Here is a 15,345-nt window from a genome sequence, read left to right on the forward strand (position 1 = left end):
CCGGACGTCCCGCGGGGACACCGGCCGGTGACAGTGAGACCCTGGCTGCATGGCCCGTAGGGGAGACGTTCCCGAGGTCGACTGGCCCGCGCGGCCGGACACGAGCCTTGCGCTCAACCGCATGGGCACCTTCGACTGGGACCTCGACAGCGGGCGGATGCACCTGGATCCCACCGCCCTCGAGGTCCTCGACCTGCGCCCGGAGGAGTACACCGGCACCCCCGCCGGGCTCCGCGCGCGCATCACCCCCGCCGAGGAGGCGCGGCTCGACGCCCGGGTGGCGCAGGCCATCAAGGACGGCCGGAGCCACTACGGGGCCTACGTGCGCAGCCGCCGCCGCGACGGGGCACCCGCCTGGATCCACATCCAGGGCCACATCCTGCGGGACCCGGGCGGCCGCCCGTACCGGGTGATCGGCATCCTCCGCGACGCCGCCCACGACCCCGGCGAGCCCGGAGCGGCCGGCGAGCGGGACGAGGGCCGGCGCCGGATGACCGGCGTCGTCGAGCGGACCACCGCGATCCTCGCCCACGCCCGCACCGTCAACGACGTGACCGACGTCCTCAAGGACCCGCAGGCCCTCGGCCACCTCGGCGCCGTGAGCGTGATGCTGGGCGTCGTCGACGGCGGCCGCATCCACCTGGTCGCGGAGGGGCAGCTCGGCACGTACGTCCCCGAGATCGAGTACACCCGGGTCGACGCGCAGTTCCCCATGAGCGTGGCGGTACGCACCATGCAGCCGGTGTTCATCGTCTCGCGGGAGGAGTTCCGGCAGGCCTACCCCGAACTGTGGCCCTACATCGAACCACTGGCCGTCCACAGCGGGGTCTACCTGCCGCTGATCGCCCAGGGCCGTCCCGTGGGTGCGCTGGGGCTGCTCTACCAGCGGGAGGGCGACTTCAACGCCGAGGAGCGCAACCTGCTGATGGCGCTCGGCAGCGGCGTCGCCCAGAGCCTGCAGCGCGCCATCCTCTTCGAGCAGGAGCACGACCTCGCCGAGGGCCTCCAGCGGGCCATGCTGCCCCGCCGGATCCCCGCGGTCCCGGGTGCGCTGATCGCCGTGCGCTACCGCTCCGCACGGATGGGGCGGGACATCGGAGGCGACTGGTACGACGTGGTCCCGCTCGGCGGCGGCCGGGTCGGGGTGATGATCGGCGACGTCGAGGGCCACGACACGGACGCGGCCGCCGTCATGGGGCAGCTGCGCATCGTGATGCGGGCGTACGTGGTCGAGGGGCACACGCCGGGCGCGGCGATGGCCCGCGCCTCCGCCTTCCTCCGCGAACTGGAGACGGAGCGCTTCGCCACCTGCACGTACGCCGAGGTCGACCTCGCGACCGGGATGCTCCAGATCGTCCGCGCCGGCCACATCGACCCGGTCGTACGGCGCGGCGACGGTACCTGCCACCGGATCCACGTGGCGGGCGGACTGCCGCTCGGGCTGCCGGCCGCCGAGCTGTCGGCGGCGGATTCCGGCTATCCCGTCACCAGCCTGGAACTGCATCCGGGCGACACCCTGGTGCTGTGCACGGACGGCCTGATCGAACGCCCCGGCGCGGACCCCGACGCCGGCATGCGCGAACTCATGGCTGCGGTCCACGGCGGCCCGGCGGACGTCGAGGAACTCGCCGACGTGCTGTGCGACCTCGTCGGCGACTCGGGCGGCGGGGACGACATGGCCCTGCTCGTCCTGCGCCGCCGCGGTACGCCCGCCGGGCGGGGCGGCGGCCCGCTCCGCCAGCGCCTGGACCCCGGGGACGCCGGGGCCCCGGCCCTGGCCCGGCACCTCATCCGGGCGGCGGCGGCCGCCTGGGGCGCCGGGGAGCGCGCCGACGAGATCGAACTGGCGGCGGACGAGCTGATGACCAACGCCCTGGTCCACACCGACGGCGGCGGCCACATCACCATGCGGACCACACCGCAGGGCCGGATCCGGGTCGAGGTCGAGGACACCAGCAGCGCGCTGCCGCGGCGGCGCGAGGCGGACGACTGGGCGGTGTCGGGGCGCGGCCTGATGCTGGTCGAACAGCTCGCCGACGCATGGGGCGTGGAGCCCCGCGGCGGCGGCAAGTGCGTCTGGTGCGAGTTCGACGTCCCGCCGCCGTAGGGGCCGCGCCCCCCTCAGATGTCGTCCCGCGGGCTACAGCCGTACCAGGGTGACCTCGGTGGCCTTCACGCTCGTCCACACCTCGGACCCGTCGGCCAGTCCCAGCTCGGCCGCAGCGTCCGGAGTGATCTCGGCGACGAGGTCGGGCGCCTGCGCCGAGGCGATCAGTACGCGCAGCCGGCTGCCCACCGCGGTGATCTCCCGGACGGTGCCCCGCCACACGTTGCGGGGGCTGCCGCCCGGGCGGTCCCGGTGCACCGACACGGCCTCGGGGGCGATGATCGCCAGGGCCTCCGCCCCCTCGGGCAGGGCTTCGGCGACCACCAGGCGGCCGCCCGCCGCGAGGGCGAGGCCGTCTGCCGAGGCGACGCCGGGCCAGGCGTTGCGACCCAGCATCCGGGCCACCCACGGCGAGCGCGGGTGTCGCGCGACCTCGGCGGGCGGCGCGTCCTGCAGCGCCCGGCCGTCGGCCAGTACGAGGACCCGGTCGGCCAGCGACACCGCCTCGACGGGATCGTGCGTGACGATGAGGCAGACACCGCCGAAGCCCGCCAGGTGCGTGCGCAGGGTGTGGCGTACGTGGGCCCGCGTGGTCTGGTCGAGGGCGGCGAGCGGCTCGTCCAGCAGCAGGAGCCGCGGCCGGGCGGCCAGTGCGCGGGCGAGCGCGACCCGCTGGGCCTGGCCCCCGGAGAGCTGGGACGGCCTGCGGTGCGCGAGGTGGCCCACGCCCAGCCGGTCCAGCCAGGCCTGCGCCTCACGGCGGGCGTCGGCGCGCGGCACCCGGTGGGCGCGCAGCCCGTACGCCGTGTTCGCCAGGGCGTTGAGGTGCGGGAACAGCGCGCCGTCCTGCGGTACCCAGGCCACCTGCCGCTTGTGCGGGGGCAGCGCGGTGACGTCGGCGTCGCCGAGCCGCAGGTCGGCGTGGGCCCGCGGGGTCAGGCCGAGCAGGGCACGCAGCAGGGTGGTCTTGCCCGCCCCGTTCTCGCCGACGACGGCGATGGTCGTGCCGGGCTCGGCGTCGAGGGTGAGGCGGGTGAAGCCGGTGACGGCGGCGTGCAACGGCCAGTGCCCCGTCGCGGTCTCCGCGGCCCCGGACCGCGGCGGCGCCGCGCCGCCCGCCGGGCCCGCGCCGCTCTCCCGGGCCGGCCCGGCAGCCTTCCGGTGCGGCCCGGCGGCCAGGACGGCGCCCTCCTCCGGCTCGGCCTTCGGCGCCGTCACCGCCCTGCGGTCGACCGGGGCACCGGTCCAGCGTCCGCGCAGCGCGACCAGGACGGCCATGGCGATCGCGAGGAGCAGCAGCGAGACCGACGTGGCCGCCTCGGGCTGGTCCTGGAGCAGCAGGTACACCTGGAGCGGCAGGGTCTGGGTGGTGCCGGGGAGGTTCCCGGCGAAGGTGATGGTCGCGCCGAACTCGCCGAGCGCGCGGGCCCAGGTGAGGGCGGCCCCGGCGACCAGTCCGGGCGCCACCATGGGCAGCGTCACGGTGAAGAACACGCGGACCGGCGACGCGCCGAGCGAGGCCGCGGTCTCCTCGTAGCTCTGCTTGAGCCCGCCGAGGGCGCCCTCCAGGCTGATGACCAGGAACGGCATGGCGACGAAGGTCGCCGCGAGGACGGCCCCCGAGGTGTGGAAGGGCAGGGTGATCCCGAAGGACTCCTCCAGCCAGGGCCCCAGCAGTCCGCGCCGGCCGAAGCCGAGGAGCAGGGCGACACCGCCCACGGTCGGCGGCAGCACCATGGGGAGCAGTACCAGCGAGCGGACCAGGGCCTTGCCCTTGAAGTCGACGCGGGCCAACAGCCAGGCCAGGGGCACGCCGAGGACCAGCGACAGGCCCAGCGCCCACAGCGACACCAGCAGGGAGAGCTTCAGGGCCTCGACCACGCCCGGGCTGCCGAGGTGCGTCCCGAGGTCGCCCCACGGGGTGCGGACGAGGATCCCGATCAGCGGCATCAGCAGGAACGCGACGGCCAGCAGCGCGGGCAGCGCGAGGGCCACCGGCGGCCGGGTGCGGGTACGGAGTCTGCTCACGGGACTTCCTGGCTGGGGCCGGGCCGCACTGGCCGGGCGGGACGGGCGCGCCCCGAGGTGCGGGGCGCAGGCGTGAAGCGTATGCGGGGGCGGGCCGGGAAACCCCGGACCGGCGGCCCGGCCGCTCGCACGGCCGGGTCCGGGTGCGCCGAAGGGGCTGTCCGTCCCCCCGGACCGGACAGCCCCCCGCCCGCCTGCGGGGCAGAGGCGTCGGCTACGGCTGCTGGAAGCCCGCGTCCTGGAAGATCTTCTGTGCCTCGGGGGTGCCCAGCCAGGCCACGAAGGCGGCCGCGGCCCCGCTGTTCCCGGACTGCTTCAACACGGCGGCCGGGTAGGAGGCGACGGCGTTCTGCTCGTCCGGGATCTCCACGGTGACGACCTTGTCGCCGGACGCAGCGGAGTCGGTCCTGTAGACGAGGCCGGCGTCGGCCTCACCCATCTCCACCTTGCCGAGGACCGCCCGCACGTTGGGCTCCTGGGAGACCGGCTTCACCTCGATCCTCTGGGCGTCGAGGATCTGCTTGCTGTAGCGGCCGACCGGCACCTCGGGTGCGGCGAGCACCACCTTCAGCCGGGGGTCGCCAAGATCCCTCAACTCGTCGACCTTGAAGGGGTTGCCCTTGCCGGCCGCGATGACCAGGCGGTTCTTTGCGATGATCTTCGGCTCGCCGGTCTCGGCCCTCAGCCCGTCCATGGTCCTGGTGTCCGCGGTGACCAGCGCGTCGGCGGGGGCGCCCTGCTTGACCTGTGCGGCCAGCTCCTGCGAGCCCGCGAAGGAGAAGGTGACCTTCGCACCGGGATGGGCCTTCTCGTACGCCGCACCCGCGGTCCTGAAGACGTCGGTGAGGGAGGAGGCGGCCAGAACGGTGAGGTGCGCCCGGGGCGCTTCCAAGGACGCCGGGGCGGGGGAGCCGGCGCCGGAGGCGGCCGGCTCGTCGCCACCGCCGCCGCAGGCGGTCAGCCCGGCGAGCAGGGCGGCGGCCAGGGCCGCGGCGGCGGAACGGCTGCGGGTCGGGGTCGGGTACATGGGTGCAGGCTCCTCGGTCGGGTCGGCGGCCGGCCGGGGTGCCGGATCCGCGCGGTGGTGACCCGCGCCGGTGACGGGCGGAGCGGGCGGAGGCGGTGCTGTGGTGCTGAGCGGTGGTGCGGGCGGTGGTGTGCGGCCCGGCCGACCGGGCCGTCCGGGGATCGGAGGCCGCGGCGCCGCGTACGGGCTGCGGACGCCCCGGAACATGTCGCGGCCGGCGCCTTCGGGTTCAGGCGCGGTCGATGTGCACGCTGGTGGACTTCACCCGGGCCGTGGCCCGCATGCCGACCTCGAGTCCGAGTTCCTCGACGGCCTCGCGGGTGAGCAGGGACACCAGGCGGTGGGGACCGGCCTGGATGTCGACCTGGGCCGACACCTCGCCGAGCCGGACTGCCGTGACGATGCCGGGAAAGGCGTTGCGGGCCGAGGTGTACGGCTCCCCGTCCTCGCCGTGGGCGCCCTGGCCCACCTCCACCGCGAAGGCGGCCAGGTCACGGCCGCTGATCAGCCGCCGGCCGGCCTCGTCGCGATGGGTCACGACCCGGCCGGCGTCGGCCCAGCGCCGCGCGGTGTCCGGGCTGACGCCCAGAAGCCGCGCTGCCTGTCCGATGGTGTAGGACTGCATGTGCGACACGGTAGGCGCATTCGCGGCGCATGTGCAATTCTTTTGGGCTTATGTCCATGGTAGATGCAAGGAGCCTTGGTGCATCCGCCGAACGCCCCCGGAAAAGTCGTTCCGTCCGTGCGCGCCCGGATGGCTAGAGTCGGGACATGGCTGATGAGGTATCGGGAACGGAAGCGGGCACGGTGCGGGTCGACGCGTGGCTCTGGTCGGTGCGTCTGACCAAGACCCGCTCCATCGCGGCGACGGCCTGCCGGGCGGGCCATGTCAAGGTCAACGGGGAACGGGCCAAGCCGGCGCAGGCGATCCGCGCGGGCGACGAGGTGCGGCTCTTCCATGCGGGGCGCGAGCGGATCGTCGTCGTCCGGCGGCCCGTGTCCAAGCGGGTGGGCGCGCCCGTGGCCGCCGAGTGCCTGATCGACAAGAGCCCGCCGCCGCCGACCCCCGTGGAGGCCGCGGCCGCCGGCATTCGGGACCGGGGCACGGGCCGCCCCACCAAGCGCGACCGACGGGAGATCCAGTCCCTGCGCGGGCGCTGACGCAGACCGGGCCGGCGGCGCCGCGGTACCCGGACCGACCCGCCGCCGGTCCTGGACCGCCGCACCTCGACGCCGCCCGGCCGGGTGCTGCCGGCGCCAGTGGCGACCACCGCTGCGCGCGGACGCCGGCCGGCCGTCGGGGTGGCGCCGGGCTCAGGCCTTGCGGTACGTGTACGCCTCGGCGGCCGCCTCGGCGACCTGGGCCAGCGGGGCACCTGCCGACGCGGTGACCACCGCCGCCACCGCGCCCTCCACGAACGGCGCGTCCACGAGGAGGGAGTCCGGCGGCAGTTCGTCCTCCAGCAGCAGCGCCTTCACCGTCAGCACCGAGCTGCCGAGGTCCGCCAGCAGCGCCACCCCGGCACCCCGGTCCACCTCCCGGGCGGCGGCCACCACCAGCTCCGCGCTCGTGCCGAGTCCGCCCGCCGACGTGCCGCCCGCCGCGGCCACCGGCACCACCGGCCCGCCCGCGGCCAGGCCCTGCGCCAGCTCCGCCACGGACGCCGCGACCTCCGCGCTGTGCGAGACGAGCACGACGCCGACGAGGGCCTGCTGCGCACCGCCGCCGCCCTCGCCCCGGCCCGGCGTCACCGCGCGCCCTCCGCCCGCTCCGCCACGTCCGCGAGCGCCCCGAGCAGCAGTGCCGAGGAGGTCGCGCCCGGGTCCTGGTGCCCGATGCTCCGCTCACCCAGGTAGCTGGCCCGCCCCTTGCGCGCCTGCAGGGGTACGGTCGCCAGGGCGCCCTCCTGCGCCGCCTCCGCCGCGGCCCGGTACGACGTGCCCAGCGCGGCCACGCCCGGCAGCAGCGCGTCCAGCATCGTCTTGTCGCCGGGTGCCGCCCCGCCCAGTTGCGCCACCGCGCCGACGCCCTTGTCCAGGGCGTCGTGCAGCTCCGCGTCGGACACCTCGGACGCTTCCCCGAGCTCCTTGCCGGTGCGCCGCAGCAGCATCCCGTACAGCGGTCCCGACGCGCCGCCGACCGTCGAGATCAGCGTCCGCCCGGCGAGCTGGAGCACACCGCCCGGCGCTGCCGGGGTCTGGGCGTCCAGGGCGGCGCGGACCGCCGTGAAGCCGCGCAGCAGATTGCTGCCGTGGTCGGCGTCGCCGATGGGGGAGTCGAGCTCGGTGAGCCGCTCCGCCTCCCGCTCCACGGCAGCGGCGGCGGCCGCCATCCAGCTCCGGAAGAACTCTGCGTCTCGCACCGGATCTCCTCGCCTCGCGTCCGCCCGGCCAGTCCTCCCGCCACCATAGATCAGCTCGGCCGCCGCCGCGGCGCCGCCGTCGGGCGGGCGGGTCACCCCGGCGCCCGCATCGCCCGGCACCGGCACCCGCCGACCCGGGCGGGCGCCTCCGGCGGGCAGAATCGGTCAATTGGCGCCGCATGCGGTCAACCGGAAGCGCGAGATTCGGCCACGTGGTCGGATGGCTGCTTTCTGCGGGATTCGACGAGTGCGAGGCGCAGCGTGGCAGCGACGACTGAGGAGCCTTTCAGGGCTCTGCTGGAAGCGGCACCGGACGCGATGGTGATCGTGGACGACACCGGGGTGATCCGGCTGGTGAACGCGCAGACCGAAGCCCTGTTCGGCCATCCGCGGGCGGAACTCCTGGGCCGGCACATCGAGGTCCTGGTCCCCGAGCGGTTCCGCGGCCAGCACCCGGGCCACCGGCTCGGCTACGCCGCCAGCCGCCAGGTCCGTCCCATGGGCGCCGGCCTCGTCCTGCACGGACTGCGCCGCGACGGCCGCGAGTTCCCCGTGGAGATCAGCCTGAGCCCGTTGGAGACCTCCGAGGGCCTGCTGATCTCGGCTGCGGTGCGCGACGTGAGCGAGCGCAGGGCCGCCGAGGAGCGCTTCCGCGCCCTGCTGGAGGCCGCTCCGGACGCGATGGTGATCGTCGACGAACAAGGCGTGATCCAGCTCGTCAACGCGCAGACCGAGGCCCTCTTCGGGTACGCCCGGGAGGACCTGCTGGGAAGACCCGTGGAGGTGCTCGTCCCGGAACGTTTCCGCGGGCACCACTCGGACTTCCGGCACGGCTACGTCGTCAACCGCAGGGCACGCCCCATGGGCGCCGGCCTGGAGCTGTACGGCCTGCGCCGCGACGGCGGCGAGTTCCCGGTGGAGATCAGCCTGAGCCCGTTGGAGACGCCCGACGGCACCCTGGTCTCCGCGGCCATCCGCGACGTCACCGAACGCAAGTCGGCCGAGGAGATGCTCGCCCGGCTCTACGAGCAGCAGCGCCACGTCGCGCTCACCCTCCAGCGCAGCCTCATGGGATCCCCGCCCGACGTACCCGGGATGCCCACGGCGAGCCGCTACTTCCCCGCCCGGCAGGGGGCCGGGGTGGGCGGCGACTGGTTCGACCTCATCCCGCTGGGAGGGGGCCGGGTCGGGGTGATGGTCGGCGACGTGATGGGGCGGGGCCTGGACGCCGCCGCCGTCATGGGCCAGCTCAGGTCCGCCTCGCACGCCCTCGCCAAGACCGGGATGCCGCCCTGGCAGCTCATGCGCGCCCTGGACGCCGTCGTCAGTGAACTGCCGGACCAGTTCGTCACCTGCTGCTACCTCGTCCTCGACGCCGACGCGGCCGAGATCACCATGTGCTCGGCCGGCCACCTGCCCGTCCTGCTCGTGGCGCCCGGCGGTGAGGTCAGCCGGCTGCCCGTCGAGGTGAGCGTGCCCCTGGGGGTGGGGGAGGTGCCCCACCACGAGACGCGGCACACCGTGGAGCCCGGCTCCGTCCTCGCGCTGTACACGGACGGCCTCGTCGAGACGCCCGACACCGACATCGAGGGCCAGGTGGACGGTCTCGCGGCCGCCCTGGAGAAGGCCGTCGCGACGACCGACGGCCTGGAGGCGGCCGCCGACCGGCTGTTGGCCGAGCTGCTGCCGGACGCCGACGACAACCCCGACGACGTGACCCTCCTGCTGGTCCGCATCCCCGACGTCCCGGTGACCTCGCAGAGCATGCTCCTCGCCGCCGACCCGAGCAGCGTCGGCGCCGGGCGGCGGTTCCTGTGCTCCACCCTGGCCCAGTGGGGCAGGGAGGACGAGCAACTGCGCGACACGGCCTGCCTGCTGACCTCCGAGCTGCTCTCCAACGCCGTCAACCACAGCCGCGGACCCGTCCGCCTCCGCCTGCGCCAGGCCGGCCGGGAACTCAGCGTCGAGGTCTGCGACGGCAGTCCGGTCCTGCCGCAGGCCCGCTTCGCCGCCCCCGACGCGGAATCAGGCCGCGGACTGCTCCTCGTCGACTCCCTCGCCGCCTCCTGGGGCACCCTGCCGACGGCCGAGGGCAAGGCCGTCTGGTTCTCCCTGCTGCTGCCCGCTCCGCGCAGCGAGCCGCGTCCGCCGGCCGCTGCGGGCCGGCTCCCGGCGGACCCCGGGACCGGAACCGACTGAGCCGTCGGGCCGCCACGTGATCGAATGGGCGTGTGAACGGCCGTGACGGAAAGGGTCCCGCTGTGTCAGAAACGCCCCCGCCGAACGTCTGGGCGGCGCCGGCCGGAAGCCCGCCGGCCGGAAGCCCGCCGCCGGCGGCGAGCCCGCCTTCCTGGCCGGCCCCGCCGTCCGGGTGGCCTGCCGCCGCCCCCGGCGGTCCGCCGTACCCCGTGCCCGCCGCCGCGCAGCCGCCCACGCAGACCGCGCCGGCCGGGAGCGGATACCACGAGCAGGCCCGCAACGGTCGGCAGAAGACCCCGCAGCGCATCGGGGAGTTCACCCTCGTCCTCGTCGGGAACCTGCTCGGACCGCTGCTGGTGATCGCCTTCGGCGCCCTCGCCTGGTACCTGCTGGGCCAGGACTTCGCACCGGGCGACGGCGAGCGGATCCTGGGCGACCCGCTCGCCGACGAGGCACTCGGCCTGGTCTCCATAGCCGTCGGCATACCCGTCGTCCTGCTCGCGGTCCGCTGGTGCGGCAGCCGCCCCGCCGGCACCGTGGCGTCCGTCACGGGGCGGCTCCGCTGGGGCTGGCTCGCCCGCTGCTCGGCCGTCGCCTTCCCGCTGATCGTGCTGCAGATGGGCGCTCTGGCGCTGTGGGGCTACCTCGCGGACGGCGAGGAGAGCCTCGCGGGCGACTTCCCGGGCTGGTCGCAGTTCGTCCTCGGGCTCGTCGTCCTGTGGGCGCTGATCCCGTTCCAGGCCGCTGCCGAGGAGTTCGTCTTCCGCGGCTGGCTCACCCAGTTCTTCGGCGGGTTCCTCAGGTCGCCCTGGCCCGGCATCGTCCTCGCGTCCGCCCTCTTCGCCGTCGCACACGGCTTCGGTGAACCGTCCGGGTTCGCGCTGCTCTTCTACTCCGCGATGTGGTGGGGATGGCTGACCGTCCGCACGGGAGGCCTCGAAGCCGCCGTCGCGGTGCACGTGGCGAACAACGTCACCGCCTACGGCATCACCGTCGCCCTGGGGCAACTGGCGGAGTCGGGCAACGCCGCGGACGCCCCGTGGCAGGCCCTCGTCCTCGAACTCGTCGCCGCTCCGGCGTACTCCCTGCTGATCGCGAAGCTCGCCACCACCCACGGCGTGCACCGCCTCAGCACCACCCCTCCCGAGGACCGGGCGACCCCCGCGGCGCCCCCTCGCTGACCCGCCCGCTCAGCCCCGCCGGGCCTCGCGCCCGGGCCGGCGGGGGTGGTGCTGGTCGGCTGCGTGGGGGTGGCCGTGCAGTCGACCGGCCCCGGACGGCCGGGCGTCGGCGAGGTGAGGGTGACCGGACGGCAGGTCCGGGTGGACGTGTTCCGGCCGGTCCGGGTCACCCGCCGGCCAGAGCGCAGCCGCGGCCGCGGCGGCGGCCAGGGCGACCGCCCCGAGGACCGCAGCCGTCGCCGGCAGTCCGGCCCAGGGGGCGAGCCACCCGGCCAGCGGGTAGGTGAGGAGCCAGCAGCCGTGGGAGAGGGAGAACCGTGCGGCGAAGGCGGCAGGCAGGTCCGTGTCGGCGGTGGAACGCCGGATCAGGCGGCCTCCGGGGGTCAGGACGGCCGAGCAGCAGGCTCCGACGGCCGCCCAGGCCGCCAGCAGTGCGGGCCAGGACCAGGCGCCCGGGGCGGTCGCAGTGAGCACGGCCGCCACGGCGAGGACGGCGGGCAGGGCGCAGGCGGCCGAGAGCATCACGGCGCGGTCGGTGCAGAGGCGCAGCAGCCGCGACAGGGCGAGGGCGGCGAGCACGGAGCCGGCACCGTACGCCCCGAGCGCCACGGACACCGCGCCGTCCGTCCGGCCGAGGTGGTCGCGGACGGCCGCGACGGTGTCCACGAGGACGAAGGCCCCGGCGGCGGCGACCGCCAGGTCGAGGGCGAGCAGGGCCCGCAGGCGCGGAGTGGCGCAGAACAGGCGGGCACCGACGGCGGCCCTGTGGCGGAATCCGCCGGTCCGTTCGGCAGGGGCGGGTCGGGGCAGCACCGTGGCGGTGACGAGCGCGGCGGAGGCGAGGAAGCCGGCGACCGTGCCGGCGAACAGCCGGTCGTAGGAGACCGCGGTGAGGAGCGCCGCGGCCAGCACCGGGCTGATCAGGCTCTCCAGGTCATGGGCGAGCCGGCTCATCGACAGTGCCCGGGTGTAGTCCTGCTCGTCGGGCAGGACCTGGGGGATCGTGGCCTGGAAGGTGGGGGTGAAAGCCGCCGACGCCGCCTGGAGCAGGAGGATGAGGACATGGACCTGCCACACCTCGGTGACCCACGGGAGGGCCGCCGCCACTCCGGCCCGGCAGAGGTCCATGGCCGCCATCAGCCTCCGCCGGGGCACCCGCTCGGCGACGACCGAGACCAGCGGTGCGACGGTCACGTAGGCGATCATCTTGATCGCCAGTGCCGTGCCGAGGACCGCCGGGGCGCCGTCGCCGGCGAGGTCGTACGCGAGGAGGCTCAGCGCGACGGTGGCGAGCCCGGTGCCGGTGAGGGCGACGACCTGCGCGGTGAACAGGCGCCGGTAGACGCGGTTGCGCAGCACGGAGGGTCGGGACGGGCGGGACGTCCGGGACCGTGGAGGCGGCGAGAAGGGTGAGGGCGGCACGGGCGGCCCCGTTCCGGTCGTGGCCGACGGATGACGCGACACCGCCATCGTACCCAACGTGTGCGTACCTGTGCACTCTTTCGGGGCGAGGACCCCGGAGCGGCCCCGAGCGGGCTCAGTCGTGCGGCGGGAGGGAGCCGATCTGGTGGTCGGCGACGTTCATGGCCTCGTCCACCAGGCGGCGCAGGTGTCCGTGGCGCAGGGCGTAGACGACGCGGCGCCCGTCCTTGCGGGTGCTGACCAGCCCCGCGAGGCGCAGCTTGGCCAGGTGCTGGCTGACCGAGGGCCGGGCCGCCCCGCACGCCTCGGTGAGCGTGGTGACGTCCGCCTCTCCCCGGCCGAGCCGCTCCATCAGCGCCAGGCGCGTGCGGTCCGCGAGCAGGGCCAGCACGGACGCGGCGACCTCCAGCCGGTCCCCCCGTTCCTGCGCGCCTTGTGCACCTGCCGGATGTGTGCTGCGGCTCATCCGCCCATCGTAGGCGGCGGCTGCGGGCGCCGCAGCCGCCGGGTGGAAAGCGTGCGCACCCGCGCACACCTCCTGGCATGCAGGGGCCCCGCCACCCCGAGGGGTGGCGGGGCCGTGCGCGCACGAGGCCGGGGATCAGCCCAGAGCGGGCGCCTGCTGGCGTGCCGTCACGTCCGCGTCGTCCGTACGCCCGGCCAGCAGCCGTTGCGCCAGGACGCCGAAGACCACGGCGAACACCGTCCACAGCGCGAGCTGGACGGCCAGCGAGGCGAGGCGGAACTCCCACAACAGCGCCGCGGGGAAGCCGGGTTGGACCGCGTCGCTGTTGTCCGGAAGGAACACGAACGCCAGGGCGGTGGCGGCGACGAAGCCGCCGGCCGCCGTCAGCGTCGCGTTCCAGTTGCCCAGGCGCGGTGCCAGCCGCCGCCCGAGGATGATCGCGCCGACGCCGAGCAGCACGCTCAGCAGGATCATCAGGAAGAACAGCGTGGTCCGTTGCCCGATCGTGTCGGGGTTGCCGACCGCCGGCGGGGTTGCCGGGTACTTGAGGAACGGCACCAGGTAGACCAGGGCGAACGCCCCCGCCCCCGTGAGCGCGGCCGTCGCCCGCGGGCTGAACCCGCCGACACGGCCCAGGGCGAACGAGAACGCGAGCGAGGCGATGCCGCCCAGCGCGACCCCGTACACCAGCACCCCGGTGGCCAGGCCGACGGTGGACTGGACCGGCCGGCTGACCAGTTCCTCCTCCTCGGCCGCCCCGCCCGACACGGCGTCACCACCGTGTCCCGCGTGGCCGCTCGGAGCGCTCGCGGCCTCCTGGGCGGCGGCGGCCTCCTCCACGGCGATGGAGCCCCGTACCGACGGCTCACCCACCACGTAGGCGACCGCGAAGGCGAACAGTCCCGCGACCAGGCCCGCGAGCATGCCGCGGACCAGGAGACCTCTGACAGTAGAGGCGTACATGTGCACGGCCTCTCAGTGGCAGGGGAAGCCGAGCAGGTGGCGACCGTCGTGCACCCACTCGTGCACGCCCTCGCCGGCGAACACGGCGGTGGCGCCCTGCTCGGCGCCGACGAAGTACAGGGCCACGAGCATCAGCAGACCTACGAAGACCGCCCAGGGCAGGACCGCGCGGACGGGCAGCGGAGCCGAAGGGGAGACGGCGGGGGTGGATACGGCAGCGGAAGCGACAGCCTCGGCCATGATGGAACCTCCTTGGGGAACAACGCGTCCCATACGGTGGTGCAGGACGACGGTCCTCGGGTCTGACTCGCCGCGACGTCCCCGCGAGGGTTCACCGCAGCACACAGTGGCGCGACCATGCCGGATTCACACCGGACTTCCGTCTCGCCGTCGTCGCTATGTCTTTATGTCGCGTTGACGCTACCGCGTGGCGGCCGCGCGGCCAAGACCGTGAGTCTCTGATCACACAGTTACGCTGCGGTAATGTCGCCACGGACGGTTCGCGGGGGACCGTTGCGGACGGCCGGCGACGCGGAATGCTGCTGGAATCACCGGTGTTGGCCTTCGGCGCGCACCCTCGGTGCATGCGTCCGGAGGCTTTTTTCATGCCTTCCGACCCGTCTTCCCCCCCGCTTCCCCACTTTCCCCCGGCCGCGCCGCGGCCTCCCTGCCCGCCTCCCGCCCCCACCGGTTGTCTCGGCCTGCTCCGCAACCGGGAGTTCACCGGCCTGTACGTCGGCTCCACGCTCGCGGCCCCGGGACGGCCATCGCCCTCGCCGCGGCGGCCTCCCTCACGGTCACCGTCCTGGTCCGGCCGGCGCGCGGGGGTCGCCGCGCCCGGGCGCTCTGACGGGGGTCGGGGCGGGGCGGCCGTGGAGGCCGAGGGCGGCGCGCCTATTCGTGCACCTGTTCGGTCGATGGGTTTAGGCTGGGTGTCATGCGCACGGTCCCGGGCCTGCAGGGCTCCCTCTTCGACCAGGGCGACGAGATCCGGCTCGGCCCCCTCGACGGGCTGCGCCGCACCGACCTCGGCGCCGGTGCCTGGGTCGACCACCTGCCCGGCTGGCTGCGCGGCGCGGACGCGCTTTTCGAGCGCCTCGCGGCCGACGTGCCCTGGCGCGCCGAGCGGCGGCAGATGTACGAGCGCGAGGTGGAGGTGCCCAGGCTGCTGGCCTTCTACGGCGAGGGGGAGCCGCTGCCGCACCCCTCGCTCGTGGAGGCCCGCGACACCCTGAGCGGTCACTACGCCGCCGAGCTGGGCGAACCGTTCACCACTGCCGGCCTGTGCCTGTACCGCGACGGGCGCGACAGCGTCGCCTGGCACGGTGACCGGACCGGCCGGTCCTCGACCGAGGACACCATGGTCGCCATCGTCTCCGTCGGCGATCCGCGCGATCTGGCCTTCCGTCCCCGTGACGGCGGAGCCACCCTGCTGCGGCTGCCGCTCGGCCACGGCGACCTCGTGGTCATGGGCGGCTCCTGTCAGCGGACGATGGAGCACGCCGTGCCGAAGTCGGTGCGGGCGGTCGGGCCCCGCATCAGCATCCAGTTCCGGCCCCGCGGGGTGGGCTGACGACCACGGGCCGCGC

The 15,345-nt window shown here is 75.0% G+C and carries 14 protein-coding genes; 5 read left to right on the plus strand and 9 right to left on the minus strand.

From position 1 onward, the window contains the following. Nucleotides 1-49: 49 nt before the first annotated feature. Nucleotides 50-2,107 carry a SpoIIE family protein phosphatase gene (locus IF89_RS0100740; protein ID WP_030759427.1) on the plus strand — a complete coding sequence of 686 codons (2,058 nt, stop codon included), beginning with the start codon at nucleotides 50-52 and terminating at the stop codon, nucleotides 2,105-2,107. Between the two features lie 33 nt (nucleotides 2,108-2,140). Here the strand turns inward: IF89_RS0100740 and IF89_RS0100745 are convergent, their stop codons facing one another. The 3 genes from IF89_RS0100745 to IF89_RS0100755 all read right to left on the minus strand — a co-directional run bounded on the left by IF89_RS0100745 (nucleotide 2,141) and on the right by IF89_RS0100755 (nucleotide 5,787). Further along, entirely contained in the window at nucleotides 2,141-4,057 is a 1,917-nt protein-coding gene (locus tag IF89_RS0100745; protein WP_199820453.1) for an ABC transporter permease, read from the minus strand. A gap of 292 nt (nucleotides 4,058-4,349) precedes the next feature. Continuing rightward, nucleotides 4,350-5,162, minus strand: coding sequence for a molybdate ABC transporter substrate-binding protein (modA, locus tag IF89_RS0100750; RefSeq protein WP_030759431.1), 813 nt, complete (start codon nucleotides 5,160-5,162; stop codon nucleotides 4,350-4,352). Between the two features lie 229 nt (nucleotides 5,163-5,391). Next, nucleotides 5,392-5,787, minus strand: coding sequence for a TOBE domain-containing protein (locus IF89_RS0100755; RefSeq protein WP_030759433.1), 396 nt, complete (start codon nucleotides 5,785-5,787; stop codon nucleotides 5,392-5,394). A 146-nt stretch (nucleotides 5,788-5,933) separates the two neighbouring features. On the opposite strand from IF89_RS0100755, the gene IF89_RS0100760 reads away from it, so the two are divergent. Next, nucleotides 5,934-6,323 carry an RNA-binding S4 domain-containing protein gene (locus tag IF89_RS0100760; RefSeq protein ID WP_030759435.1) on the plus strand — a complete coding sequence of 130 codons (390 nt, stop codon included), beginning with the start codon at nucleotides 5,934-5,936 and terminating at the stop codon, nucleotides 6,321-6,323. A 153-nt stretch (nucleotides 6,324-6,476) separates the two neighbouring features. On the opposite strand, the gene IF89_RS0100765 is transcribed toward IF89_RS0100760, so the two are convergent. Beyond that, nucleotides 6,477-6,914 (minus strand): PTS fructose transporter subunit IIA, encoded by a 438-nt coding sequence (locus IF89_RS0100765; RefSeq protein ID WP_051806671.1) that lies wholly within the window; start codon nucleotides 6,912-6,914, stop codon nucleotides 6,477-6,479. Further along, complete coding sequence (gene dhaL / locus IF89_RS0100770) at nucleotides 6,911-7,525, minus strand: dihydroxyacetone kinase subunit DhaL (RefSeq protein WP_030759439.1); 615 nt, start codon at nucleotides 7,523-7,525, stop codon at nucleotides 6,911-6,913. Before dhaL ends, IF89_RS0100765 begins: the two co-directional genes overlap by 4 nt. A 261-nt stretch (nucleotides 7,526-7,786) precedes the next feature. Here dhaL and IF89_RS41420 point away from each other — a divergent pair, with 261 nt between their 5' ends. Both IF89_RS41420 and IF89_RS0100780 read left to right on the plus strand, forming a co-directional pair. After that, nucleotides 7,787-9,724, plus strand: coding sequence for a PAS domain S-box protein (locus IF89_RS41420; protein ID WP_234327615.1), 1,938 nt, complete (start codon nucleotides 7,787-7,789; stop codon nucleotides 9,722-9,724). A 209-nt stretch (nucleotides 9,725-9,933) separates the two neighbouring features. Further along, nucleotides 9,934-10,905, plus strand: coding sequence for a CPBP family intramembrane glutamic endopeptidase (locus IF89_RS0100780; protein ID WP_051806672.1), 972 nt, complete (start codon nucleotides 9,934-9,936; stop codon nucleotides 10,903-10,905). Between the two features lie 9 nt (nucleotides 10,906-10,914). Here IF89_RS0100780 and IF89_RS0100785 read toward each other — a convergent pair whose 3' ends face one another. The 4 genes from IF89_RS0100785 to IF89_RS0100800 form a co-directional block, all read right to left on the minus strand. Beyond that, entirely contained in the window at nucleotides 10,915-12,264 is a 1,350-nt protein-coding gene (locus tag IF89_RS0100785; protein ID WP_030759448.1) for an MFS transporter, read from the minus strand. A 178-nt stretch (nucleotides 12,265-12,442) separates the two neighbouring features. Next, entirely contained in the window at nucleotides 12,443-12,793 is a 351-nt protein-coding gene (locus IF89_RS0100790; protein ID WP_030759451.1) for an ArsR/SmtB family transcription factor, read from the minus strand. Between the two features lie 135 nt (nucleotides 12,794-12,928). Further along, entirely contained in the window at nucleotides 12,929-13,756 is an 828-nt protein-coding gene (locus tag IF89_RS0100795; RefSeq protein WP_043192496.1) for a CbtA family protein, read from the minus strand. A 12-nt stretch (nucleotides 13,757-13,768) separates the two neighbouring features. Continuing rightward, nucleotides 13,769-13,996 (minus strand): CbtB domain-containing protein, encoded by a 228-nt coding sequence (locus IF89_RS0100800; RefSeq protein WP_030759459.1) that lies wholly within the window; start codon nucleotides 13,994-13,996, stop codon nucleotides 13,769-13,771. A 697-nt stretch (nucleotides 13,997-14,693) separates the two neighbouring features. On the opposite strand from IF89_RS0100800, the gene IF89_RS0100805 reads away from it, so the two are divergent. After that, entirely contained in the window at nucleotides 14,694-15,329 is a 636-nt protein-coding gene (locus IF89_RS0100805) for an alpha-ketoglutarate-dependent dioxygenase AlkB (RefSeq protein ID WP_030759461.1), read from the plus strand. Nucleotides 15,330-15,345: the final 16 nt, after the last annotated feature.

Source organism: Streptomyces sp. NRRL F-2664 (genome assembly GCF_000719345.1).
GTDB lineage: Bacteria > Actinomycetota > Actinomycetes > Streptomycetales > Streptomycetaceae > Streptomyces.